Origin of the sequence: Modestobacter sp. VKM Ac-2982 (assembly GCF_026967935.1) — a bacterium.
GTDB lineage: Bacteria > Actinomycetota > Actinomycetes > Mycobacteriales > Geodermatophilaceae > Modestobacter.
On sequence record NZ_JAPVBL010000001.1, the window covers coordinates 335868 to 359899 of the forward strand.

Here is a 24032-nt window from a genome sequence, read left to right on the forward strand (position 1 = left end):
ACGCCAAGGAAAATGAGTGGAGCACCGGTCGGTGGGGCACAACCGGCCCGTGAAGACCGTTGTGATCGCCGCCCTGGGCGGACTGCTGACCCTCGCCGGCATCGCGCTGCTGGTGCTGCCCGGCCCGGGGTTCGTGCTCGTCGCCGCCGGGCTGGCGGTGCTGGCCACCCGGTTCGCCTGGGCGAAGAAGCCGCTGGACTACGCCCAGGACAAGGCCGTGGCGGGCGTCGAGGAGGTCGGCCGCAGCCCGTGGCGGGCCGTCGGCGCCGTCCTCGCCGCCCTCGCCCTGGTCGCCGTCGGGGCGCTGGTGCTCGCCGGGGTGGAGCTGCCGTTCACCAACGCCTTCACCGCCCTCGTCCTGGTGGTCTCCGGGCTCTTCCTCGTCGGCACGGTGGTCTTCGCCCGCCGGCACGAGAAGGTCATGGTCGCCCGGGCGCACCGCCCGGCCGGGGTCGCCGGCACCGACGGTGCCTACCGCGTGGCCCCGTCGAGCCAGGACTGACGCCGGCGGCGGCCTCGCCCGGGGGTGAGCCGCGCCAGCGGACGTTGAGCCGCGCCGGGGCACGGCTCAACGTCAGGCCGCCCGGCTCGACCCGGCGGGTCAGAGCTCCGGACGGCGCTGGCCGAAGCCGGTGGCCTGCTCGAACGCGTGCCCGACCTCCAGCACCCGCCGGTCGGCCCGCGGTGCGGCGATGACCTGGAGACCCACCGGCAACCCGTCCGGGGTGAAGCCACCGGGCACCGACAGGGCGGGGCACCCGGTCGCCGAGATCAGCGTGCAGGAGCGCATCCAGCCCAGGTAGTCCTCCTGCGGGACGCCGGCGACCTCGGTCGGGTACTCCTGCTCGACCGGGAACGGCAGCACCTGGGTGGTCGGGGCGAGCAGCACGTCGAAGCGCTCGAAGAACGCGACGACCCGCTCGAAGAGGGCCGTGTGCGCGACCTCCGCGCGGCCGACGTCGGCGCCGGTCAGCGCTGCACCCCGGGCGGCGTTCCAGCGGATCGTCTCCTTCACCTGGTCCGGGTGCTCCCGCACCAGGGCGCCGAAGCTCGCCTCGAACAGCCAGGCCCGCAGCACGCCGAACGCCTCGTCGGCGCCGGCCAGGTCCGGGCAGTCCTCCTCGACGGTGGCGCCGAGGTCGCGGAACACCCCGAGCTGCTCCGTGAGCACTGCGGTGATCGCCGGGTCGACCGGCACCTGGCCGCCCAGGTCGGGGGCCCAGGCGACGCGCAGGCCGGTCAGCTCGGTCGGCAGCGGTGCGGCGAACGGGGGGCCGGGGTCGGTCAGCGAGATCGGCACCCGCGGGTCCGGGCCGGCCAGCGCGGACAGCCCGAGCGCCACGTCGCCGACGGTGCGGCCCATCGGCCCCTGCACCGACAGCTGTGACCAGCCGATCGCCGTCGGGTGGCTCGGCACCCGGCCGGGCGTGGGCCGCAGGCCGACGACGTTGCAGAACGCCGCCGGGTTGCGCAGCGAGCCGCCCATGTCGCTGCCCTCGGCGATCGGCACCAGCCCCGCGGCCAGCGCCGCGGCCGCGCCACCGGAGGAACCGCCGGCGGACAGCCCGTGCCGGTAGGGGTTGTGGGTGGCGCCGAACAGGGTGTTGAAGGTGTGCGAGCCGGCCGCGAACTCGGGCACGTTCGTCTTGCCGACCCGGATCGCCCCGGCCGCCTTCAGCCGGGCGACGACCAGCTCGTCGCGGGCCGGCACCGTCTCGGCGTGCAGTGGTGAGCCCCAGGTGGTGCGCATGCCCCCGGTGGCGTGGGTGTCCTTGTGCGCGACCGGCAGGCCGTGCAGCGGACCGACCGGCTCACCGGCGGCGAGCCGGGCGTCGGCGGCGTCGGCCGCGGCCCGGGCGCCCTCGGCGTCCAGCGTGATGATCGCGTTGAGCTCCGGGTTCAGCCGCTCGATCCGGTCGAGGTGGGCGTCCATCAGCTCCCGGGCGGAGATCTCCCGGTCGCGGACCAGCGCGACCAGTTCGGTCGCCGGACGGGTGCACAGCTCATCGAGGTCGCTCACCCCGGCGACCGTACTGGGTCTCTCAGCGCTGAGGAACCTCGGTCAGCGGGTCACTGCGGCTGCGGGGACGACGAGGGTCAGCTCGGTGCGGCCGTCGTGTTCCACGTGCAACCCCGCCCGGCGCAGCAGGGCGCGCAGCCGGACGACGGAGTCCGGCTCGGCCGTGGTGGTCGCCAGCAGCCGCGCCAGCCGGCCCTTGTGCGCCTTGTTGAAGTGGCTGACCACCGCCCGGGTGCCGTCGGGGCGCTCGCTGAGCACCTGCACGGTGACCGCGCCCGGGACGGGGGCCAGCTCGGCGTAGGCCCCGGACCGCAGGTCGACCACCAGGTCGTCGACGCCGGTCAGCACGTCGGTGAGCACCGGCTTCCACAGCGACCGCAGCGTCGGCAGCCCGGGCAGCGAGCTGCCCGCGGAGAGCCGGTAGGCGGGGACGGGGTCGTCGGCGCGCAGCAGCCCGAACAACGCCGACCCGACCGCCAGTCGCCCGGCGGCCCGGCGGCGTTGGGCGCGGGTGAGGGACCGCACGTCCAGGGCGTCGTAGAGCACGCCGGTGTAGCGCTCGATCGCCGGCATCGTGGGGCTGGTGCGCAGCGCGGCGTTGCGGGCGATCTCGCCGTCCTGGGCGGGGGAGAGGCCGAGCGCCGCCCGGGCGGCCGGGACGTCGCCGGCGAGCGACACCACCGTGGTCACCAGTTGTTCGCGCAGGGGGTTCAGCTCCGGGGTGCCCAGGGCACTCAGGTCCAGCGGGGCGCCGTCCCCGCCGGGGTGCTTGGTCTCCGACGGCGGCAGCAGGACGAGCACGAGGACGAACGGTAGGTGACCGCGCCCGCCGTGTTCGTGGGCGGCCCCGGGGTGCGTGATCTACCGTTCGGCGACCGCTGCGTTCGCAGGGCAGGCCGGTCGGTCGGTGAGGACAGGAGGTGACGGCAGGTGCTCGTGCTCGACAGCGCTGCCGTCTCCACCCGCGGCCCCCGCCCGGACAACCAGGACTCCGCGGTCGCCGGTCCCCAGCTGATCGCCATCGCCGACGGGGTGGGCGGCAACGTCGGCGGCGCGGTCGCCTCCTCGCTGGTGGTCAACTGGCTGGCCCCGCTGGCCAACGGCAGCACCGGCGAGGGCGCGGACGACCCGGTGCGGATCGTGGCCAGTGCGAACGAGCGGATCCGGGCGGCCTACACCGAGCGCCCGCGGCTGCGGACGATGGCGACCACGATGACCGTGCTGCACGTCGATGCCGAGGGGCTGGCCCTGCTGCACATCGGCGACTCCCGCGGCTACCTGCTCCAGGACGGCGAGCTGCGGCAGGTCAGCACCGACCACACCCTGGTGCAGGCGCTGATCGACGCCGGCTCGCTCACGCCCGCCGAGGCGAAAGTGCACCCGCAGCGGTCGGCGGTCTACGCGGCGCTGCACGGTGCGGACGACGACGTCGCCGCGGTCGACGTGCTGCGGCTGGACGCGCGCGCCGGTGACCGGGTGATGGTCTGCTCCGACGGGCTGTCCGACGTCGTCCCGCCGGCGCTGCTGTGCGACCTGCTGGCCGCCGAGGGCACGCCCGCCGAGGCCGCCGCGCGCCTGCGGGACGCCGCGCTGGCCGGGCCGCCCACCGACAACATCACCGTCGTCGTCGCCGACGTCCTGGAGGCCGGGCCCGACGGCGGCCCGGTCCGGGTGTGCACGTTCGGCGCCGCCACCGAGCTCCGCGAGGAGACCGCCGAGGCGCTCGAGGCCGTCTGGCCCGGCCCGGTGCCGGTCGGCCTGGTCCAGCACCGCCCCCGCTGAGCGCTCGGCCCTGCCTCACGTCCAGTAGAGCAGCCGGGCGCCGGGCAGCCGGTCGGCGATCGCGCCCTCGAACCAGCTCCGCAGCTCGCCCATCGTGTCGCGCGGGTAGACGTGCTTCACGGCCCCGAACTTCCCGCGCTTGGTGGTCCTCGTGGCCTCGTCCATCTCCAACTTCGTGCGCGGGTACCAGTCGGTCAGCGTGGCCTTGCTGCCCGGCGTGAACCGGTGGGTGATGCACTCGACGGTGAGGTCGGTACCGCCGGGGAGCGCCGCGGCGACGTCGTGCAACAGCTGGCCGTACTCCTCCCGCCAACCCTCGCCGGGCATGATCGGCGCGATGGTCAGGCCGACGGGGTAGCCGGCGGCGGCGACCGCGCCCAGGGCGGCGATGCGGCCGGCGACGGGCGAGGTCGCCCCCTCGAAGCGGCGGGCCACCGAGGCGGCGTTCAGCGAGAAGCGCAGCCGGGTCCGGCCGCCGTGCGGCAGGTCGAGCAGGCCGGCGACGTCGTCGAACTTGGTGGTCGCCCGCAGCTGCACCGGCCCGGCCCAGTCGTGGGTGCCGAAGTGCCTGATCGCCGTGGCCAGCCCGCCGGTCAGGTGCTCCAGGGCGAGCGGATCGGTGTAGCAGGAGGCCTCGAACGTCGTCCCCTCGCCGGCGCGGGCAGCGGACCCGGAGGTGACGGTGCCGTGCCCGACGTAGCCGTCCAGGCCCGCCAGGGCCTCGTCGAGGTCGGCGTACACCCGGGTGATCGGCGGCCCGGACAGCGAGCCGGCCAGGTAGCAGTACTGGCAGTGCGCCGGGCAGCCCTGCGCCAGATCGAACCGCCAGTCGGCCGAGGGGGCGATCGGCTGGAGCCGGCGCAGCGAGGGCGGCGGCACCACCAGTGCCAACGTCTGCTTGGCCGCCATGAACGCCGCCCGGTCGCCGTCGCCGCGCAGGGCGGGCAGCCGGTCGCCGCGCAGCAGTTCGACGTCGCTGACCCCTGCGGCCTCCAGCTGGGCCAGCACCCGCTGCCCGTACGGGCGCTCGGCCGCGGAACGGGTGACGAGGACCCGGGACGGCGTCCACAGCCGGGTCGGCGTGGGAGCCGTGACGGGTCGAACGGCGAACGGGGCGGCGGCGAGCGGGGAGCTGGCGGGAGCGGTGCGCGCGGTGGGCATCGCCTGGTGCAACGGCCCCCGGACGGCCGTCCTTCCGCTCAGGCGGCGCGTCGCCGGACGAGGTCGCGATGTGCCATCAGCGCCCAGACGACGTGCCGCAGGTCCATCCGCTCGCCGTCGGAGGGGAGGGCCGAGGGCAGCAGCTGCGGGGACGGGAGCAGTGACATCAGCCCGTCGGGGGCGGTCCCGCGGGACCGCTCCCCCGTGCCGGACCACGGGCGCCCGCCGTCCGGGGTCACGGCGACCAGCCGGCCGCCGCGCCGGCTGAGTGCCAGGTCGTGGTCGTGGACGAGCCCGTGGTCGACGTCGCAGAGCAGGACGAGGTTCGAGACGTCGGTGCGGCCGCCGTGCAGCCAGTGCCGCAGGTGGTGGGCGTGCAGACGTTCCGGCCGCGTCTCCTCGCAGCCAGGTCGCGCACAGCCGCCGTCGCGCAGCAGCAGTGCGCGGCGCTGGGCGCGGGTGGCGTATCGCCGCGACCGGCCCTGGGCCAGCACCTCGGGACCGTCGGTGACGATCGCGGTGACGGCCGCGTCGCAGGCCAGCCGACGCGCCTGCGCAGGCGTGAGGGCCGGACCGCCTTCCAACGCGGCCCGCCCGGCGGCCTCGTCGTCGGCGAGCACCGAGGCGTCCACGACGACGACCACCTCGCGACGGGGCGGGTCCCCGGCGCGGCGGTCGGCGTCGGCCGCTGCCGCGGCCAGCTGCGTCATCGCTCGGCATCGGCGCTCGGTGGTCACCGCCAGCGGCTCCACCTCGTCCTCGGCCGAGGCATCTCCGGCGGCACGTCCTTCCACGGCGGGGACGCCGGTGGGGGCCGCCTCGCCGTCCCCAGCCGGTTCGGGACCGCCGGGCAGGGCGGCCTGGGCGCGGCGGCGGGCGGCCCGTTCCCGGCGGGCGTCCCGTTCGGCGAGTGACTCGATCGCGGCGAGGAACTCGGCGCCCTGCTCGGCTTCCATCCGCACCTGCACCGAGACCATCCCGTCGTCCTCGGTCCACCAGGAGAACCGTCGCCGGTCGGCGACCCGGCCCGCGTCGACGTCGTCGGCCCGGCGCCAGGCCCGCACGGTGCGCTCCACCTGGGAGGCGGTGGCGTGCCGGGCGAACTCGACGAGCTCTGCCTCGGTGCCCGGCTCGGCGACCCGGGTCAGCGCGCGCACCTTCGAGTAGGAGAGCTGGCCGGCGGAGAAGGCGGCGCTGGTGAGGGGCAGCCCACGCAGTGCCCGCGCCACCCGGACGTGCTGCCGGGCCGTCCCCGGCGTCAGCGAGCACCGCCAGGCCAGCCAGTGCGCACACGAGGTGATGCCGACGCCTCCCCAACCCTCCCGCTCGTCGAACTCGGCGACCAATCGCAACCAGGACGCCGTGGCCGCCGCCAGCTGCACTGCACCGGCGCAGATCCGATCACCCAGTGAGTCGAGGGGCTCGAGGGGCTCGATCGGCTCGGTGACGGCAGGGGCGACGACGGGCAGCGGCAGGGGAGTGACCAGTGCATCGATCATGTGTTCGAACGTAGTGGAGGCCACTGACAGGAACCGCAGCTCAGTCGCGCGGGACGGTTCCGCGGAACCGTCTCGCCTGAGCCTGAACCTGCCGCCTTCGCCGACGCCGGTACGGGCGCCGGACCGCGAGTGGGCTGCGTCAGTCGGCCAGGTCGACGACGACCGGAGCGTGGTCGCTGGCGCCCTTGCCCTTGCGCTCCTCGCGGTCGATCCGGGCGCCGGTGACCCGCTGGGCCAGCGCCGGCGAGCCGAGCACGAAGTCGATGCGCATGCCCTCGCGGCGGGGGAAGCGGAGCTGGGTGTAGTCCCAGTAGGTGAAGACCCCCGGCCCGGGCGTGTACGGCCGGACGACGTCGGTGAAGCCGGCCTCGACCACGCCCTGGAACGCCGCCCGCTCGGGCTCGGAGACGTGCGTGGACTGGTTGAACACCGAGATGTCCCAGACGTCGTCGTCCTGCGGGGCGATGTTCCAGTCGCCGACCAGCGCGACCTGCGCCTCGGCGTCCTCGGTGAGCCACCCGCCGGCGTGCACCCGCAGCGCCTCCAGCCACTCGAGCTTGTACTGCAGGTGTGGGTCGGTCAGCGTGCGGCCGTTGGGCACGTACAGGCTCCACACCCGGACCCCGCCACAGACCGCGCCGAGCGCACGGGCCTCCTGGGCGGGCTCCACGCCCTCCTTCGACGACCACGAGGGCATGCCGGGGAAGCCGACCTGGACGTCGCTGAGCCCGACCCGGGAGAGCAGCGCGACGCCGTTCCACTGCGAGTGGCCGACGTGTGCGACGTCGTAGCCCAGCGCCCGGAACCGCTCCTCCGGGAACTGCTCGTCCTTGCACTTGGTCTCCTGCAGCGCCAGGACGTCGACGTCACTGCGCTGCAGCCATGCCTCCACCCGGTCGACGCGGCTGCGGATGGAGTTGACGTTCCAGGTGGCCAGGCGCACGGGTGCCGAGCCTAGGCCGCGACCCTCCTCAGGCTTGCGGGAGTGGGGTGAGCGGGGTGTCCTGGCGGGCCTGCACGCGGGCGCGCATCCGGTCCCGGCTCTCCACGAACTTGGTTGCCTGGGCGTCCAGGCCGACCAGGAACTGGGCCAGCTCCTCGCGGGCCTGCTCGCCCTCCGGCCCCAGGTTGGTGCGCTCGAACACCTTCCACGCGCGCAGCACGGGCTGGATGACCTCGTCGTGGTGCAGCCGCAGGTCGTAGATGCCGGCCTTGGCGATGAGCACGGAGTTCTTCCGGAAGCCGGCCATGGTGGCGCCGGGCATCTCGAAGCGCATCACCTCGTCGGCGACCGCCCGCATCGTCTTGTCGGGCTCGATCTCGAACGCCGCGGAGACGATGTTCCGGTAGAAGACCATGTGCAGGTTCTCGTCCTTGGCGATCCGGGCGAGGAGCTGGTCGGCGATCGGGTCGCCGGTGGCCTTGCCGGTGTTGCGGTGGCTCACCCGGGTGGCGAGCTCCTGGAACGAGACGTAGGCGACCGCCTCGAGCGGGGTCTTGTCGCCGGAGTCGTAGCCGGAGGTCATGTAGTCCATCCGGGCCCGCTCGAGCTCGACGGGGTCGACCCCGCGGGTCACGACGAGGTAGTCGCGCAGCGCGACGCCGTGCCGGTTCTCCTCCGCCGTCCAGCGGCCGACCCACGTGCCCCAGGCGCCGTCCCGGCCGAAGCGGGTGGCGATCTCCCGGTGGTAGCTGGGGAGGTTGTCCTCGGTGAGCAGGTTGGTGAACATCGCCGCCTTGGCGGTCTCGTCCAGCCGGGACTGCTCCGGCGACCAGTCCTCGCCGCCGAGGAAGGCGAAGTCCCGCCCCTGTGACCACGGGACGTAGTCGTGGGGGTGCCATTCCTGCGCCAGTCCGATGTGGCGGTTCAGGTTCTCCTCCACCACCGGCTCGAGCTCGCTGAGCAGTGCTGCCTCGCGCGACGTGTGGGACACGATCGACCTCCTCGGTCCGTACCTACGGCTCGTGATCTACGCGACCGTGCCGACGGGCGGTGGCCGACCGCGGTTGCGTCTGACCCTTCCGTACCCGGGGGGAGCCGGGCCAGACATCGGGGTGTGACCGGCGACACGACCTGCTCTTCCTTGGGGTGGAGCCGTCCGCTGGACCCGTGATCCGAGGCCGAAACGGTGCGATCATGGCCGGATGACCGGATCCGCGATGCACGGGGCTGCCGCGTGAGCGACGAGTCAGCGACCGTGCAGGGCGGTCGGCACGGCCGGCGGAGAGGTCCCCACACCGTCCGGGGCTTCGGCCCGGCCCTGCTGCTCACCGTGCTCGGTGCCCTGGTGCCCGGCTCCGCCTTCCTGGCCACCGGGCGGCGCCGGCTCGGTGCGCTCGTCGTCGTCGTGTTCATGATGCTGCTCGGTGGGGTGGCCTACGGGGCCACGACGGGCCTGCGCGACGTGATCGCCGTGGCCGTCGACTCCGCGGCCCTGCGGTGGGTGATCGGCGGGATCGTCGCCCTCGCGGTGGCCTGGCTGCTCGTCGTCCTGGTCGGTTACGCCCTGCTGTTGCCACGCCGCACCCGCGCATGGCAGCACGTGGTCGGCGCGGTCGTCGTCCTGACCCTGTGCGCGGGGGTGGTCGTGCCCGCCGTGTGGGCCGTGCGGATCGCCGACGCCCAGGCCCAGCTGCTCGACAACGTGTTCGCCGACCGGGACAGCGCCACGGTCACCGACTCCCCCGACGACCCCGACCCGTTCGGTGACCGGGAGGAGGTCAACTTCCTGCTGCTGGGCGGGGACGGCGGCGAGGGTCGCGAGGGCGTGCGCACCGACACGGTGATCGTCGCCAACGTGCAGACCGACACCGGCGCCACCACGCTGTTCAGCCTGCCCCGCAACCTGCAGGAACTCCCCTTCCCCGAGGACAGTCCGCTGGGCGAGGTCTACCCCGATGGCTTCGACGCCGGGTCCGAGGCCGAGTCCATCCTGAACGCCGTCTATCGCAACGGACCGGCCTGGTACCCCGACGTCCTCGGCCCGACCGACGACCCCGGCGCGGACTTCCTGAAGCTCGGCGTCGGCGAGGCCCTCGGCCTGGAGATCGACTACTTCGTGCTGGTCAACCTGGACGGCTTCAGCCGGCTGGTCGACGCGCTCGGCGGCATCGACGTGAACGTCAACTACTACGTGCCCATCGGTGGCGAGCCCTCGCTCGGGATCCTGCCGGACGACTACATCGAGCCGGGGCCGGAGCAGCACATGGACGGCGCCCGGGCCCTCGACTTCGCCCGCGGCCGGTTCGGCCTCTCCGACTACCAGCGGATGGACCGCCAACGGTGCGTGATCGGCGAGATCGTCGAGGCAGCCGACCCGATGACGCTGCTCAGCCGGTTCCAGCAGCTGGCCGCGACGACCCAGGACATCGTGTCCACCGACGTGCCGCAGTCCCGGCTGGACGACCTCGTCGACCTGGCCTTCCAGGTCAAGGACGCCGAGATCCGCAGCGTCGTGTTCGACGACACGGTGATCGACCCGGCCTACCCGGACTACGACCGGATCCGCGCGCTGGTGCAGCAGGCGCTGGACGGGCCGTCGGACACCCCGTCCGCGGACACCTCACCGGCCCCGAGCACCCCGGCCGAGGAGGACGCGACGGAGGACGCGACCGACGACGGGGCTGCGCCGTCCCCCACGCCGTCGGCCGGCGCGACCGGTGCCGCGCCGGCGGCGCCGGACCCGGCCGCCGAGGTCGGTGACGCCTGCGCCTACGACCCGGCACAGGCGCAGGCCGCCCGCGCGGAGGGGGAGCCCCCCACCCGCGACGGCTGACGCCGTCAGCCCGCCAGCACCACCAGGAGCGTGCGCGGGCCGTGCACGCCCTCCACCCGCTGCAGCTCGATGTCGCTGGTCGCCGACGGGCCGCTGACCATCGTGAGCGGCCGCAACGGGTCCAGTCGGGCCAGCCCCTCGGGCACGCTGCCCACCACCTGGTCGGCGGTCACCACGCAGACCAGGCAGTCCGGCAGCAGGGACAGCGCCCGCCGGCCGCAGGCCGGGGAGCCGTCCAGCACCAGGGTGCCGGTCTCGGCGACCGCCACCGCCACCGCGGTGACCGAGGCGGCCCGGTCGGCGAGCTGCACCGCCGGCCGGTCGTCGTCCACGTCGCAGCCGGCCGGCCGCCAGTCCTCGGCCAGTCCCGGGGCGACGACGACGTCGCCGGCCGACCACCCGCTGCCCAGCCCCTGGTCCAGGGCGGCCCGGACGGTGGCGCCGACCTCGGCCGGGGCGCAGCGCAGCACCGTGGCCCGGTAGTCCTCCACCCGCTCGACCAGCAGCTCCAGCAGCGCCGGGTCGCCCGCCGGGCGGCCGTCGGTGAGCCGGTAGTCGCGGACCACCTCCTCCGGCGCCGTCCGGTCCGCCCCCAGGGCCTGGCGCACCCGGGACAGCACCTCCTCGCGTGCGCTCACCGTCGTCCTCCTGTCGTGTTGCACGTGGAACGTCGACACGTGGCGCCCTGCCCGGTCACGACCCGTGCTCCCGGACCCAGGACTCCACGAAGGTCTCCTTCGGCGGGGTGGGCAGGTCGCGGCTGCGGGTCCAGCCGGAGACCGGCGGCGGCAGCGCGTTGGGCAACGTGGGCCTCCCGCGGGCGATCAGCCGGCCGAGCCGGGAGGCCCGCTGGGCCAGGTGCCACAGCCGCGGGTGCGACATGACCTTCGCGAGGCCGCGGAAGGCGACCGCCTCCGCCGTCGGCCGTTCCTGCGCCTCGACGTGCTCGGCGCGCAGGTGCACCAGGATCGACGGGATGTCGATCGCCACCGGGCAGACGTCGTAGCAGGCGCCGCAGAGTGAGGAGGCGAACGGCAGGGAGGCGTTGTCCTCCACCCCGGTCAGCATCGGGGAGAGCACCGCGCCGATCGGCCCCGGGTACACGGAGCCATAGGAGTGCCCGCCGGCCCGCTCGTAGACCGGGCAGACGTTCAGGCAGGCCGAGCAGCGGATGCAGTGCAGCGCCTCGCGGCCCACCTCGTCGGCGAGCACCGCGGTGCGGCCGTTGTCCAGCAGCACCAGGTGGAACTCCTGCGGCCCGTCGCCGGGGGTCACGCCGGCCCAGGTCGAGGTGTAGGGGTTCATCCGCTCGCCGGTGGAGGAGCGTGGCAGCAGCTGCAGGAAGACCTCGAGGTCGCGCCAGGTCGGCACCACCTTCTCGATGCCCATGACGGTGATCAGCGTCTCCGGCAGGGTCAGGCACATCCGCCCGTTGCCCTCGCTCTCCACCACGGTGAGCGTGCCGGTCTCGGCGACGGCGAAGTTCGCGCCGCTCACCGCCACCCGGGCGCGCAGGAACCGCTCCCGCAGGTGGGTGCGGGCGGCCATCGCCAGCTGCCGGGGGTCGTCGGTGAGGTCGGGGTCGACGCCGGGGATGGTGCGGGCGAAGATCTCCCGGATCTCGGCCCGGTTCTTGTGGATCGCCGGCACCAGGATGTGCGAGGGCTTGTCCTCCCCCAGCTGCACGATCAGCTCGGCCAGGTCGGTCTCGAAGACGTCGAGCCCGGCCGCCTCCAGGGCCTCGTTCAGGCCGATCTCCTGGGTGGCCATCGACTTGACCTTGACCACCTCGGACGTGCCGGTCGCCTGCACCAGCCGGGTGACGATCTCGTTCGCCTCGTTCGCGTCCCGGGCCCAGTGGACGACGCCGCCGCGGGCGGTGACCTGGCGCTCGAGCTCCTCCAGGTGGTCGTCGAGGCGGGCCATCGTGGCGGTCTTCAGCGCCCGGCCGGCCTCGCGCAACTGCGCCCAGTCGGGCAGCTCGTCGACCACCTTGGCCCGCTTGCCGCGGATCGTGCTGGTGGCGTGCCCGAGGTTGGCCCGCAGCTGCCCGTCGCGCAGCGCCCCGCGGGCGGCGTCCGGGAAGGACTGGTCGCCGCGCAGGTGGCCGACGCCGCGGGGGGCGGTGGGCAGGCCGAGGAAGGTCGGTGCCTTCGGGGGGACGGTGGCGGTCATGCGGACACCGCCGGGGCGGTGTGCTGATCAGGGGTCACGGCTTCCTCCGTCGAGGCGAGGATCTCGGCCAGGTGGACCGTGCGGGTGCCGGCCCGGAGCCGGGAGAGGCCGCCGCCGATGTGCATCAGGCAGGAGGCGTCCCCGGCGGTGCAGACCTCGGCGTGTGTGCCGAGGACGTTGGCCATCTTGTCGGTGAGCATCGCGGTCGAGGTGTCGGCGTTCTTCACCGCGAAGGTGCCGCCGAAGCCGCAGCACTGCTCGGCGTCGGGCAGCTCGACCAGCTCCAGCCCGCGCACCGCCCGCAGCAGCTGGTAGGGCCGGTCGCCCACCTTCAGCAGCCGCAGCGAGTGGCAGGTCGGGTGGTAGGTGACCCGGTGCGGGTAGTAGGCGCCGACGTCGGTCACCCCGAGCACGTCGACCAGGAACTGGGACAGCTCGTAGGTGCGCCCGGCGAGCTCCTCGGCCTCGTCGGCCAGCCGGTGCTCACCGGCCCGGCGGGCGACCGCGGCCTGCTGGTGGTGGATGGAGGCCACGCAGGACCCCGACGGCGCCACGATCGCCTCCGCGCCGGCGAAGGCCCGCACGTGGTTGGCGACGATCGGCACCGCCTCCCGTCGGTAGCCGGTGTTGACGTGCATCTGCCCGCAACAGGACTGCCCGGGCGGGACGACGACCTCGTGCCCCAGCCGTTGCAGCAGCGTGGCGGTGGCCCGGGCCACCGAGGGGGTCAGGGTGTCCACCAGGCAGGTGGCGAAGAGCGCGACCTTCACGGGCGGCTCCTCCTCTCAGCTCGCGACGGTCGGGCGGAGTCGCCGGACCATGCTGGACTCGCGGACGACGAGCATCGGCTCGAAGACGGGTTGGTCGTGCTGGTGGCCCTCGCCCGCAGCCTCGTCCAGCAACAGCTCCGCCGCGCGGCGGCCCAGTTCCTGGCGGGGCTTGCGGACCGAGGTCAGCGGGACGGCGGCGGCTGCGGCGTAGTCGATGTCGTCGTAGCCGACGATGGCGAAGTCGTCGGGCACCCGGACCCCCTGGCGCACCATCTCCTGCAGCACGCCCATCGCCAGCAGGTCGTTGGCGCAGACCGCGGCGGTGGGGCGCAGGCCGGTCGGCAGCCCGATGACGTGGGACGCCGCCTCGCGGCCGCCGGCCACGGTCAGCGTGTCCGGGGTGACCACGGTGAGGGCGTCGTCGGAGCCAGTGCCCTCGCGGACGGCGGCGACGACCCCCCGGTAGCGCTCTTGCAGCTGCGGCAGGCCGCCCGGGCCGCCGATGAAGGCGATCCGGCGGTGCCCGCGCTCGAGCAGGTGGTCGGCGGCCAGCCGGCCACCGAGGACGTCGTCGACGGCGACGGCGCACTGGTCGGGGCCGGGGGCGCGGCGGTCGAGCAGCACGACCGGCACGCCGCGCTGCCGGAGCGTCTCGATCTGCGGGGACAGCTCCGCGGTCGGGGTGAGGACGACGCCCCGCACCCGCTGCTCGGTGAGCACGTCGAGGTGGGCGGCCTCCTTGGCCGGCCGGCCGTCGGAGTTGCAGAGGATCACCGACAGCCCCTGCGCGTTGGCCACCTCCTCGACCCCGCGGGCGACGTCGGTGAAGAACGGGTTGGCGATGTCCAGCACCACCAGCCCGATGGTGCGGCTGCGGCCGGCCCGGAGGTGGCGGGCCGACTCGTTGCGCACGAAGCCCAGCGCGGTGATCGCGCTCAGCACCCGTTCCCGGGTCCCGGGGCTGACCGTGTCGGGCCGGTTGAGGACGTTGCTGACCGTGCCGACCGAGACGCCGGCGTGGACGGCGACGTCCCGGATGCTGGCGGTCAGCGCTGCCCCCTCGGTTCCCGGTCGGCCCGTTGACCGCTCGCACGCAGCATCCTACTGTGGCCCACAGCACCTTGTGAATCGTTTCAGCGAGGAGGGCTCGTGCCCCGCGTCTGCTTCACCCTCCAGGTCCGGCCCGACCGGCTCGAGGAGTACCGCGAGCGGCACGCCGCCGTCTGGCCGGAGATGCTCCGCGCGCTCCGCGACGCCGGCTGGCGCGACTATCAACTCTTCCTGCGCGCGGACGGGCTGCTCGTCGGCACCGTCGTCACCGACGACCTCGACGCCGCCCAGGCCGCCGTGGACGCCGCCGAGGTGAGCGCCCGCTGGGAGGCCGAGATGGCCCCCTTCTTCGAGACCGGGGACGGCCGCGGCAAGTCCTCGCTCGACCTCGTCTTCGACCTCGACGCCCAGCTGCGGGCGGCCGGGGAGCACACCACCACGAACGGAGAGACCCCGTGACCACCGACTTGCGCGCCCAGGCCCTCGCCGCCCTCGCCGAGCAGACCATCGAGCTGCCCTCCTGGGCGTTCGGCAACGCCGGCACCCGCTTCAAGGTCTTCAGCACCCCCGGCGTCCCGCGGGACCCGTTCGAGAAGATCAGCGACGCCGCCCAGGTGCACCGGCACACCGGCGTCGCCCCCCGGGTCTCGCTGCACATCCCGTGGGACCTCGTCGACGACTTCACGAAGCTGGCCCAGCACGCCACCGACGAGGGCGTCTCGATCGGCGCGATCAACTCGAACCTGTTCCAGGCCGACGAGTACAAGCTCGGGTCGCTCACCCACGCCGACCCGGCGGTGCGGGCCAAGGCCGTGGCCCACCACGTGCAGTGCATCGACGTCATGCGGGCCACCGGCTCCACCGACCTGAAGATCTGGCTGCCCGACGGCACCAACTACCCGGGCCAGGACGACATCCGCGACCGGCAGGACCGGCTGGCCGAGTCGCTGCAGCAGATCTACGCCGAGCTGGACCCCGAGCACCGGCTGATCCTCGAGTACAAGTTCTACGAGCCGTACTTCTACACGATGGACATCCCCGACTGGGGCACCTCGCTGCTGCACTGCCTGGCCCTGGGGGAGCAGGCGAAGGTCGTGCTCGACACCGGCCACCACGCGCCGAACACCAACATCGAGTTCATCGTCGCCCAGCTGCTGCGGGTGGGCCGGCTCGGCGCCTTCGACTTCAACTCCCGCTTCTACGGGGACGACGACCTGATCGTGGGCGCGGCCGACCCGTTCCAGCTGTTCCGGATCATGAACGAGATCGTCCGGGCCGACGCGCTCCGCCCCGACTCCGGCGTCAACTTCATGCTCGACCAGTGCCACAACATCGAGCCGAAGATCCCCGGCCAGATCCGCTCGGTGATGAACGTCCAGGAGGCCACCGCCAAGGCGCTGCTGGTCGACCGCGAGGCGCTGCGGGCCGCCCAGCAGTCCGGTGACGTGCTCGGCGCGAACGGCGCGCTGATGGACGCCTACAACACCGACGTCCGCCCGCTGCTCGCCGAGCTGCGCGAGTCGAAGGGCCTGCCCGCCGACCCCTACCGGGCCTACGCCGCCTCCGGGCACCAGGAGCAGATCGCCACCGAGCGCGTCGGAGGCCAGCAGGCCTCCTGGGGCGCCTGAAGAAGCTGGAGGACGACGAGATGACGAACCCCCTGGTCAGTGACCTGCTCGCCCGCAGCAACCGCCTCGGCGCGGACGCGCGGAACACCAACTACGCCGGCGGCAACACCTCCGCCGCCGGCACCGACACCGACCCGGTCACCGGGCAGCCGGTCGAGCTGCTCTGGGTGAAGGGCTCCGGCGGCGACCTCGGCACCCTCACCGAGCCCGGCCTGGCGGTGCTCCGGCTGGACCGGCTGCGCTCGCTGGTCGACGTCTACCCCGGCGTGGACCGCGAGGACGAGATGGTCGCCGCGTTCGACTACTGCCTGCACGGTCGCGGCGGTGCCGCGCCGAGCATCGACACCGCGATGCACGGGCTGGTCCGTGCCGCGCACGTCGACCACCTGCACCCCGACTCCGGCATCGCGCTGGCCACCGCGGCCGACGGCGAGGCGCTGACCCGGGAGTGCTTCGGCGACCGCGTCGTCTGGGTGCCGTGGCGCCGTCCCGGGTTCCAGCTGGGGCTGGACATCGCCGAGATCGCCGAGAAGAACCCGCAGGCCATCGGGGCCGTCCTGGGCGGCCACGGCATCACCGCCTGGGCCGACACCAGCGAGCAGTGCGAGGCCAACTCGCTGGAGATCATCCGGACGGCGGAGCAGTTCCTCGCCGAGCGCGGCCGTCCCCAGCCCTTCGGTGCGCCGCTGCCCGGGTACGAGGCGCTGCCGGAGGCCGAGCGCCGGGCCAAGGCGGCTGCCCTCTTCCCGGTGGTCCGTGGCCTGGCGAGCACCGACAAGCCGCAGGTCGGGCACCTCACCGACTCCGACGTCGTGCTGGACTTCCTCGCCTCCGCCGAGCACCCGCGGCTGGCGGGGCTGGGCACCTCCTGCCCCGACCACTTCCTGCGCACCAAGGTGCGCCCGCTGGTGGTCGACCTGCCGGCGTCCGCCCCGGTCGAGGACGTCGTGGCCCGGCTCAAGGAGCTGCACGAGGCCTACCGCGCCGACTACGCGGCCTACTACTCCCGGCACGCGAGCCCGGACTCCCCGCCGATGCGCGGCGCGGACCCGGCGATCGTGCTGGTGCCCGGCGTCGGCATGTTCAGCTTCGGGGCGAACAAGCAGACCGCCCGGGTCGCCGGTGAGTTCTACGTCAACGCGATCAACGTGATGCGCGGTGCCGAGTCGGTCTCCACCTACGCGCCGATCGACGAGAGCGAGAAGTTCCGGATCGAGTACTGGGCGCTGGAGGAGGCCAAGCTCGCCCGGATGCCGAAGGCCAAGCCGCTGGCCACCCGGGTCGCGCTGGTCACCGGCGCGGCGAGCGGGATCGGCAAGGCGATCGCCCAGCGGCTGGCCGCCGAGGGCGCCTGCGTCGTCGTCGCCGACCTCGACCTGGCCAAGGCCACCGACGCCGCCGCCGAGATCGGTTCGACCGACGTCGCGATCGGCGTGGCCGCCGACGTCAGCGACGCCGAGGCGGTCGCCGCGGCGTTCCGGGCGGCGGTGCTGGCCTTCGGCGGGGTCGACCTGGTGGTCAACAACGCCGGGCTGTCGATCTCCAAGCCGCTGCTGGAGACCACCGAGCAGGACTGGGACCTGCAGCACGACGTGATGGCCAAGGGCTCGTTCCTGGTCTCCCGCGAGGCGGCCCGGATCATGATCGAGCAGGGGATGGGCGGCGACGTCGTCTACATCTCCAGCAAGAACGCGGTCTTCGCCGGCCCGAGCAACATCGCCTACTCCTCGACCAAGGCCGACCAGGCCCACCAGGTCCGGCTGCTCGCCGCCGAGCTGGGCGAGCACCAGATCCGGGTCAACGGCATCAACCCCGACGGCGTCGTCCGCGGGTCCGGGATCTTCGCCGGCGGCTGGGGGGCCAAGCGCGCCGCGGTCTACGGCGTGCCGGAGGAGGAGCTGGGCCAGTTCTACGCCCAGCGCACCCTGCTCAAGCGCGAGGTGCTGCCCGACCACGTCGCCGACGCGGTCTTCGCGCTGACCGGCGGCGAGCTCACCCGGACGACCGGGCTGCACGTCCCGGTCGACTCCGGCGTCGCCGCCGCCTTCCTCCGCTGACGAAGTCGACAGAAATGGCCATCTCTGCCGCTGCGGGGGGCGGTGGTCGGGAGCTGACGCTCGCCGCTGTCGACCTCGGGGCCTCCAGTGGGCGGGTCATGGTCGGGCGGGTCGGCCCCGGGCGGTTGGAGCTGCACGAGGTCAACCGGTTCGCCAACCGGCCGGTCCGGGTCGCCGGCACGTTGCACTGGGACGTGCTGGCGCTCTACGCCGGGGTGCTCGACGGCCTGCGGGCCGCCGGCCGGGACGTCGGGCCACTGGACGGCGTCGGCATCGACAGCTGGGCGGTCGACGTCGGGCTGCTCGACGCCGACGGCGCGCTGCTGGGCAACCCGGTGCACTACCGGGACGCCCGGCACGCCACCGCCGTCCCCGGGGTGCACGAACTGGTGTCACCGGCCGAGCTCTACCGGGTCAACGGCCTGCAGCACCTGCCGTTCAACACGGTCTTCCAGCTCGCGGCGATGCGGCAGCTGGCCGGGTTCGGGCTGGCCCGGCACGCGCTGCTGGTCCCCGACCTGCTGGCGTACTGGCTCACCGGCGCCGTCGGGGCCGAGCTCACCAACGCGTCCACCACCGGGCTGCTGGACGCCACCACCCGGCAGTGGTCGACCGACCTCGTCGACCGGCTCCGCCTCCCGCACGAGCTGTTCCCGCCGCTGCGGCAACCCGGGGACCGGCTCGGTGAGCTCACCGGTGACGTGCTCGCCGAGACCGGGCTGACCGGGCCGGTGCCGGTGACGGCGGTGGGCTCGCACGACACTGCCTCTGCGGTGGTCGGGGTGCCGGCGGAGTCCGAGCGCTTCGCCTACGTCTCCTGCGGCACCTGGTCGCTGGTCGGTGTGGAGCTGCCCGACCCGGTGCTCACCGAGGCCAGCCGGGAGGCGGGGTTCACCAACGAGCTCGGGGTGGACGGAACGGTCCGTTACCTGCGGAACGTGATGGGGCTGTGGCTGCTCCAGGAGTCGTTGCGCACCTGGCAGTCGGCCGGCCTGCCGGCCGACCTCACCGAACTGCTGCACGCCGCGGCCCGGGAGCCGGCGTTCGGCGCGGTCGTCGACTGCGACGACGACCGCTTCCTGCCGCCCGGTGACATGCCCGCCCGGATCGCGGAGGTCTGCCGGGAGACCGGGCAGACGCCGCCGCAGAGCCAGGCCGCCACCGTCCGCTGCATCCTGGACAGCCTGGCGCTGGCCTACCGGCGCACGGTGCGCCAGGCGGCCGAGCTCTCCGGTCGGTCGGTGGACGTCGTCCACCTGGTCGGCGGCGGCGCCCGCAACACGCTGCTGTGCCAGCTCACCGCCGACGCCTGCGGGCTGCCGGTGCTGGCCGGGCCCGTCGAGGCGGCGGCGCTGGGCAACGTGCTGGTCCAGGCCCGCGCCGGGGGCGCGCTCAGCGGGGGGCTCGCCGAGCTCCGGACGCTGCTGCGGGCCACCCAGCAGGTCGTCCGGCACGACCCCACCCCGTGCCAGGAGGCCGCGTGGCAGGCCGCGGAGGACCGGGTCCGGCACACCCGCTGACCCCATAGGAGCCCGGCACCCGCCTCAGCCCGGCGCGCCCCGCCGCGCCGCCGCCCCGGCCAGCCCGGCCTTGGTGAACGCCAGGGCGTCCCGGGCCAGGGCGTGGTTGTCCGTCCACAGGTTGCGCCAGATCGCCAGGTCGTTGGAGAGCGTCCGGTGCACGACCTCCGAGGAGAACGACTCGAACGTCACGATGCCGTCGTAACCGACCTCGTCCAGGGCGCCGAAGAACTCCGCCCAGGGGATCGAGCCGGTGCCCAGGGCCCCACGGTGGGACTCCCCGACGTGCACGTAGCCCAGTCGCCCCGCCGCTGCGGCCGCCCGCACCGCCTCGGTGAACGAGTGCTCCTCGATGTTCATGTGGTACGTGTCCAGGTGCGCCATCACGTTGGGCCGGCCGACCGCGGCGATGAACTCCAGCGTCTGCTGCGTGGTGTTGAGGACGTTCGTCTCGTACCGGTTGCAGAACTCCAGCGCGAGGGTGATCCCCGACGCGGCGGCCTTGTCCGCCAGCCAGGCGATCGCCTCCTGGGAGTTCGCCCGACCGCGCTCGGTCGCCGGCGCGTGGTACTTGCCGAGCTTGGAGTAGAGCACTCCGCACAACGTCGTCCCGCCGCTGTCCCGCAGCACTCCGAGGGCGGTGGCCAGCCGCTCCCGGCCACGGGCCACCGTGTCGGGGTCCTCGCTGGACACGTCGGTGTCCTCGCCGAGGCCCAGCGAGGCGCTCACCTGCAGGCCGTGCTCCTGCAGCAGTCTCGCCGTCAGGTCGGCGTCGTACCCGGTCGGGTCGATCGGGGCGATCTCGATCAGGTCGTACCCGGCTTCGGCGCTGGCGGCGACGGCCCGGCGGGCCTCCTCCGGGGACCAGCCTCCGGTCCAGACCAGGGCGTGGACACCGTGGGTGACAGGCATGGGACTCCTTCCTCTGTGCCCCGGGACGGGGCGTGCGACAGGTGGTGCGTCAGCTCGGCCTCGCGAGGTCCGGAGCCCGGCCCCGGGGCGGGGCTCCGGACGGTCAGCGCAGGAACGCGGCGGCCACCCCGGAGTCGACCGGGACGATCAGCCCGGTCGTCACCGCCAGGGTGCCGTTGGTGAGCGCGAGGACGGCGCCGGCCACGTGCTCGGGGAGGACCTCCTCCTTGAGCACGGTGCGCTGGGCGTAGAACTTGCCCAGGTCCTCCTCCTCGACGCCGTAGGTCTTCGCCCGGGAGGCGCCCCAGCCGCCGGCGAAGATGCCCGAGCCGCGGACCACGCCGTCGGGGTTGATGCCGTTGACCCGGATGCCGTCCTCCCCCAGCTCGGTGGCCAGCAGCCGCACCATGTGGGCCTGCGCGGCCTTGGCCGAGGAGTACGCCAGGTTGTTCGGCCCGGCGAACACCGCGTTCTTCGAGCAGATGTTGATCACGTCGCCGCCCAGGCCCTGGCCGCGGAGCACCCGGGCTGCGGCCTGGGTGACCACGAAGCTGCCGCGGGTCATCACGGCGAACTGGGCGTCCCAGTCAGCGAGGGTGGTGTCCTCGAGGGAGCCCGGCTTCACGAACCCGGCGTTGTTCACCACGATGTCGATGCCGCCCAGCCGCAGCACCGCCTCCTGCACCGCCGCGGCGACCGCGGCGGCGTCGGAGACGTCCATCCGCACCGCGACGGCCCGGTCCGGGCCGCCGAGCTCGGTGGCGACCTCCTCGCTGCGGGCCAGGTCGAGGTCGGCGATGACGATGTCGGCGCCGTGCTCGTGCAGCAGCCGGGCGGTGGCCAGGCCGATGCCCGACGCACCGCCGGTGACCAGCGCGACGCGGCCGGACAGTGCCTTGGGCTTCGGGCGGCGCTGGAGCTTGTCCTCCTCCAGCTGCCAGTACTCGACGGCGAACTTCTCCGCCTCGCTGATCGGGGCGTAGGAGGAGACGCCCTCGGCGCCGCGCATCACGTTGATCGCGTTGACGTAGTACTCCCCGGCCACCCGGGCGGTCTGGTGGTCGGCGCCGAAGGAGAACATGCCGACGCCGGGAACCAGCACGATCGCGGGGGCGGAGCCGCGCATCGCCGGTGACTCCGGGCGCGCGTGCCGGGCGTAGTAGGCGCTGTACTCCGCCTGGTACTCCGCCAGCAGCTCGGCCAGCCGCGCGTCGACGTCGGCCAGCGGGGCGTCGACGGGGACGTCGAGCACCATCGGCCGGATCTTGGTGCGCAGGAAGTGGTCGGGGCAGGAGGTGCCCAGCGCCACCAGGTCGGCCAGCTTCTCCCGGGACAGGAAGTCCAGGACGACGTCGGAGTCGGTGAAGTGCCCGACCTGCCGGCTGCTCGCCGAGGCGATCCGGCGAAGCGACGGGAACAGCTCGGCCGCCCGGGCCCGCCGCTGCTCCTCGGGCAGCGCCACCCGATCGGGCACCACGGCACCGAACGGCTCGGGCACCGACCGGCGGGTCAGGAACTCGGCCGCCTCGTCGATGATCCGCAGCGCCCGCTCCTGGGCCTCCGTCGACGTGGCGCCCCAGCTGGTCAGGCCGTGCCCGCCCAGCACCGCGCCGATCACCTGCGGGTCCTTCGCCAGCTCGGCGACCTGCCGGCCCAGCTCCCAGCCGGGTCGCTTCCACGGCACCCAGGCGACGGCGCCGCCCCACAGCTCCTGCACCAGGGCCGGGCCGTCGGCCGCGCAGGCCAGCGCGGTCACCGAGTCGGGGTGCAGGTGGTCGACGTGCGGGCAGTCGACCAGGCCGTGCATCGGGGTGTCGATCGACGGGGTCGCCCCGCCGGTGCCGAAGGCGGCGTGCGGGAAGAGGCCGACCATCTCGTCCTCGTGCTCGACGCCGCGGTAGACGTCGTCCAGGGCCAGGAAGGGCTCGCGCCGCAGGACGGCCAGCCCCTCCGGTCGCAGGGTGCCCAGGTCGCCGCCGGAGCCCTTCACGTAGACCAGCTCGACGTCCTGGCCGGTGGCCGGGCTGGTGACCGTGACCGTCACCGAGGTGTTGCCGCCGCCGTAGTTGGTCACCGTCGGGTCGCTGCCGTACCGGTGCGACCGGGCGAGCAGCTCGCGGACGCCCTCGGGCAGGTCGGGCGCGCTCATGGGATGGGTTCTCCGTTCTGGCAGCTGTGCTGCCGCGGGGGGCTGATCGGGGGTGTCAGGCCGCGCCGGAGGCGGGCAGGTGGTCGCGGCGGTGGAGCTCGGCCAGGAAGCGCTGGTAGCCCTCCTGCAGCTGCGGCACCTCGGCCGGGTCCGGGTCGACGACCACGTCGGGGTGGACGGCGCGGTCGACGACCTCGGCCAGCAGGTCGCCCAGGTCACCGGCGCGGGTGGTCGCCGTCCAGCCGGTCGCGGCCAGGAGTGCGGCGCCGACACCGCTGCTGGGGTCGCGGGGGCGGGCCACCGGGCGGGCCAGGGTGCTGGCGCGGACCTGCAGCCAGGGGAGGGAACGGCTGCCGCCGCCGGCCACTCGGTGGTCGGTCGAGGCGACCCCCAGCTGGGCGAGCCGGTCCAGGCCGAGCCGCTCGACGAAGGCGACGCCGTCCAGCTCCGCGCGGTGGCGCTGCACCGGCGACGGCGGCGGACCCGGTGGTTCCCGGGGGTCGACCAGGAAGCCGACGGCGTCGGGGTCGGCGAAGGGGAAGCGTTCGCCGGTGCGCGGGGGTGGGGGCAGCGGGTAGGCGGTCAGCGGTGACGGACCGTCGGCCAGGGCCGCCGTGTCCAGCCCGGGCAGGTCACTGGTCGCGGTGAGCACGCCGGCGCCGGAGTTGGAGGCGCCGCCGGGCCACCACCGGCCACCGGGCGCGAGGTGGGAGTAGACGGGGCCGGCGTCGATCCGGTGGTCGCTGACGCCCTTGAGCACCAGGGTGGTGCCGAGGACGCCCATCGTCTGGCCCGGGCGCACGGCCCCGGCGGCCACCTGGGCGGTGCAGCCGTCGGTCATCCCCGCCACCACGAGCACCCCGGCGGGCAGCCCCAGCCCGGCGGCGACGTCGGGCAGCACGGTGCCGATCACCGCGCCCGGGTGCACCAGGGCGGGCAGCGTCCCGGCCGGGACGCCGCCGTCGGCCAGCAACGCGGGCCAGCGGGCGGCGGCGGGGTCGATGCCGGCCTTGAGGGCGTGGGAGGTGTCGGTGACGACCTCCCCGGTCAGCGCGGCGACCACGAGGTCGGCGCTGTGCAGGTAGCGCCGACCCGGGGTCGGTGCCGTCTCCGGCTCGCCAACGAGCCACAGCAGCCGGCCGATCGTGCCGGCCGCGCCGATGCGGGCGCCGGTGCGCTCGGCCAGCGCCGCGGTCAGCGCCCGGCCCCGGTCGTCGGAGTAGAGCAGCGCGGGGCCGACCGGCCGACCGGCGGCGTCGGCGGCCACCACCGTGCCGGAGGTGCCGGTGACCGACAGCGCGCACACGGCGGCGGCCCGCGGGCCCAGGGCGGCCACGACCTCGGCCGTCGACCGCAGCGCGGCCGCGGCGTGTTCGGGACGCTGTTCGACCCAGCCGGGCCGCGGGGTCTCCGGCGCGGGCAGCGGGGTGTCGGCCGTGGCCAGCACCTGGCCGGTGCCGGCGTCCACGGCGACCACCCGCACCGCGGCGGTGGCCAGGTCGATGCCGAGGACGATCGGGTCGGTGCCCACGG

At 74.3% G+C, this 24032-nt stretch carries 20 protein-coding genes; 7 read left to right on the forward strand and 13 right to left on the reverse strand.

Translation table 11 applies throughout. From position 1 onward, the window contains the following. Nucleotides 1-49: 49 nt before the first annotated feature. Entirely contained in the window at nt 50-502 is a 453-nt protein-coding gene (locus tag O2W20_RS01665; protein ID WP_269170013.1) for a PGPGW domain-containing protein, read from the forward strand. Nucleotides 503-601: 99 nt separating this feature from the next. Here the strand turns inward: O2W20_RS01665 and O2W20_RS01670 are convergent, their stop codons facing one another. Together O2W20_RS01670 and yaaA are read right to left on the reverse strand one after the other, a co-directional pair. Further along, complete coding sequence (locus tag O2W20_RS01670) at nt 602-2020, reverse strand: amidase (protein WP_269170014.1); 1419 nt, start codon at nt 2018-2020, stop codon at nt 602-604. Nucleotides 2021-2062: 42 nt separating this feature from the next. Then, entirely contained in the window at nt 2063-2821 is a 759-nt protein-coding gene (yaaA, locus tag O2W20_RS01675; protein ID WP_269170015.1) for a peroxide stress protein YaaA, read from the reverse strand. A gap of 129 nt (nt 2822-2950) precedes the next feature. Between yaaA and O2W20_RS01680 the strand changes: the two genes are divergently transcribed. Continuing rightward, a complete protein-coding gene (locus tag O2W20_RS01680; protein WP_269170016.1) occupies nt 2951-3802 on the forward strand; it encodes a PP2C family protein-serine/threonine phosphatase in 852 nt (283 codons plus the stop codon). Nucleotides 3803-3817: 15 nt separating this feature from the next. Here the strand turns inward: O2W20_RS01680 and O2W20_RS01685 are convergent, their stop codons facing one another. The 4 genes from O2W20_RS01685 to O2W20_RS01700 all read right to left on the reverse strand — a co-directional run bounded on the left by O2W20_RS01685 (nt 3818) and on the right by O2W20_RS01700 (nt 8396). Beyond that, a complete protein-coding gene (locus tag O2W20_RS01685) occupies nt 3818-4963 on the reverse strand; it encodes an SPL family radical SAM protein (protein ID WP_269170017.1) in 1146 nt (381 codons plus the stop codon). Nucleotides 4964-5001: 38 nt separating this feature from the next. Further along, complete coding sequence (locus tag O2W20_RS01690; RefSeq protein ID WP_269170018.1) at nt 5002-6462, reverse strand: HNH endonuclease signature motif containing protein; 1461 nt, start codon at nt 6460-6462, stop codon at nt 5002-5004. A 139-nt stretch (nt 6463-6601) separates the two neighbouring features. Continuing rightward, nucleotides 6602-7405 (reverse strand): exodeoxyribonuclease III, encoded by an 804-nt coding sequence (locus O2W20_RS01695; RefSeq protein WP_269170019.1) that lies wholly within the window; start codon nt 7403-7405, stop codon nt 6602-6604. A 28-nt stretch (nt 7406-7433) separates the two neighbouring features. Continuing rightward, a complete protein-coding gene (locus O2W20_RS01700) occupies nt 7434-8396 on the reverse strand; it encodes an acyl-ACP desaturase (protein ID WP_269170020.1) in 963 nt (320 codons plus the stop codon). 243 nt (nt 8397-8639) lie between these two features. On the opposite strand from O2W20_RS01700, the gene O2W20_RS01705 reads away from it, so the two are divergent. Further along, a complete protein-coding gene (locus O2W20_RS01705; RefSeq protein WP_269170021.1) occupies nt 8640-10238 on the forward strand; it encodes an LCP family glycopolymer transferase in 1599 nt (532 codons plus the stop codon). 5 nt (nt 10239-10243) lie between these two features. Here the strand turns inward: O2W20_RS01705 and O2W20_RS01710 are convergent, their stop codons facing one another. The 4 genes from O2W20_RS01710 to O2W20_RS01725 are packed head-to-tail and all read right to left on the reverse strand — an operon-like array spanning nt 10244 to nt 14233. Next, the gene (locus O2W20_RS01710) at nt 10244-10876 is read right to left on the reverse strand and encodes a LutC/YkgG family protein (RefSeq protein ID WP_269170022.1); all 633 of its coding nucleotides are present in this window, start codon (nt 10874-10876) and stop codon (nt 10244-10246) included. A 55-nt stretch (nt 10877-10931) separates the two neighbouring features. Beyond that, nucleotides 10932-12413: a LutB/LldF family L-lactate oxidation iron-sulfur protein gene (locus tag O2W20_RS01715; RefSeq protein WP_269170023.1), complete on the reverse strand. Its 1482-nt coding sequence runs from the start codon at nt 12411-12413 to the stop codon at nt 10932-10934. Further along, entirely contained in the window at nt 12410-13183 is a 774-nt protein-coding gene (locus tag O2W20_RS01720; RefSeq protein WP_269170024.1) for a (Fe-S)-binding protein, read from the reverse strand. Before O2W20_RS01720 ends, O2W20_RS01715 begins: the two co-directional genes overlap by 4 nt. A 15-nt stretch (nt 13184-13198) precedes the next feature. Next, complete coding sequence (locus O2W20_RS01725; RefSeq protein ID WP_269170997.1) at nt 13199-14233, reverse strand: LacI family DNA-binding transcriptional regulator; 1035 nt, start codon at nt 14231-14233, stop codon at nt 13199-13201. A gap of 99 nt (nt 14234-14332) precedes the next feature. Here O2W20_RS01725 and O2W20_RS01730 point away from each other — a divergent pair, with 99 nt between their 5' ends. The 4 genes from O2W20_RS01730 to O2W20_RS01745 are packed head-to-tail and all read left to right on the forward strand — an operon-like array spanning nt 14333 to nt 19438. Further along, entirely contained in the window at nt 14333-14692 is a 360-nt protein-coding gene (locus tag O2W20_RS01730) for an L-rhamnose mutarotase (RefSeq protein ID WP_269170025.1), read from the forward strand. Next, nucleotides 14689-15861: an L-rhamnose isomerase gene (rhaI, locus tag O2W20_RS01735; RefSeq protein ID WP_269170026.1), complete on the forward strand. Its 1173-nt coding sequence runs from the start codon at nt 14689-14691 to the stop codon at nt 15859-15861. The genes O2W20_RS01730 and rhaI overlap by 4 nt, the downstream gene beginning before the upstream one ends. A 20-nt stretch (nt 15862-15881) precedes the next feature. After that, a complete protein-coding gene (locus tag O2W20_RS01740) occupies nt 15882-17918 on the forward strand; it encodes a bifunctional aldolase/short-chain dehydrogenase (RefSeq protein WP_269170027.1) in 2037 nt (678 codons plus the stop codon). Between the two features lie 14 nt (nt 17919-17932). Beyond that, nucleotides 17933-19438, forward strand: coding sequence for a rhamnulokinase (locus O2W20_RS01745; protein WP_269170028.1), 1506 nt, complete (start codon nt 17933-17935; stop codon nt 19436-19438). 24 nt (nt 19439-19462) lie between these two features. Here the strand turns inward: O2W20_RS01745 and O2W20_RS01750 are convergent, their stop codons facing one another. The 3 genes from O2W20_RS01750 to O2W20_RS01760 form a co-directional block, all read right to left on the reverse strand. After that, complete coding sequence (locus O2W20_RS01750; RefSeq protein ID WP_269170029.1) at nt 19463-20350, reverse strand: sugar phosphate isomerase/epimerase family protein; 888 nt, start codon at nt 20348-20350, stop codon at nt 19463-19465. A gap of 103 nt (nt 20351-20453) precedes the next feature. Next, nucleotides 20454-22499: a bifunctional rhamnulose-1-phosphate aldolase/short-chain dehydrogenase gene (gene rhaD / locus O2W20_RS01755; protein ID WP_269170030.1), complete on the reverse strand. Its 2046-nt coding sequence runs from the start codon at nt 22497-22499 to the stop codon at nt 20454-20456. Nucleotides 22500-22554: 55 nt separating this feature from the next. Beyond that, on the reverse strand, nt 22555-24030 hold the full coding sequence (locus tag O2W20_RS01760; RefSeq protein ID WP_269170031.1) for an FGGY-family carbohydrate kinase: 1476 nt from the start codon (nt 24028-24030) through the stop codon (nt 22555-22557). Nucleotides 24031-24032: the final 2 nt, after the last annotated feature.

What these genes read in the sequence shown, in the direction of transcription:
- O2W20_RS01690 (WP_269170018.1), bottom strand. Translation starts at nt 6,462, where the DNA reads ATGATCGATGCACTGGTCACTCCCCTGCCGCTGCCCGTCGTCGCCCCT.
- O2W20_RS01750 (WP_269170029.1), bottom strand. Translation starts at nt 20,350, where the DNA reads ATGCCTGTCACCCACGGTGTCCACGCCCTGGTCTGGACCGGAGGCTGG.
- O2W20_RS01745 (WP_269170028.1), top strand. Translation starts at nt 17,933, where the DNA reads ATGGCCATCTCTGCCGCTGCGGGGGGCGGTGGTCGGGAGCTGACGCTC.
- O2W20_RS01715 (WP_269170023.1), bottom strand. Translation starts at nt 12,413, where the DNA reads ATGACCGCCACCGTCCCCCCGAAGGCACCGACCTTCCTCGGCCTGCCC.
- O2W20_RS01685 (WP_269170017.1), bottom strand. Translation starts at nt 4,963, where the DNA reads ATGCCCACCGCGCGCACCGCTCCCGCCAGCTCCCCGCTCGCCGCCGCC.
- O2W20_RS01740 (WP_269170027.1), top strand. Translation starts at nt 15,882, where the DNA reads ATGACGAACCCCCTGGTCAGTGACCTGCTCGCCCGCAGCAACCGCCTC.
- rhaD (WP_269170030.1), bottom strand. Translation starts at nt 22,499, where the DNA reads ATGAGCGCGCCCGACCTGCCCGAGGGCGTCCGCGAGCTGCTCGCCCGG.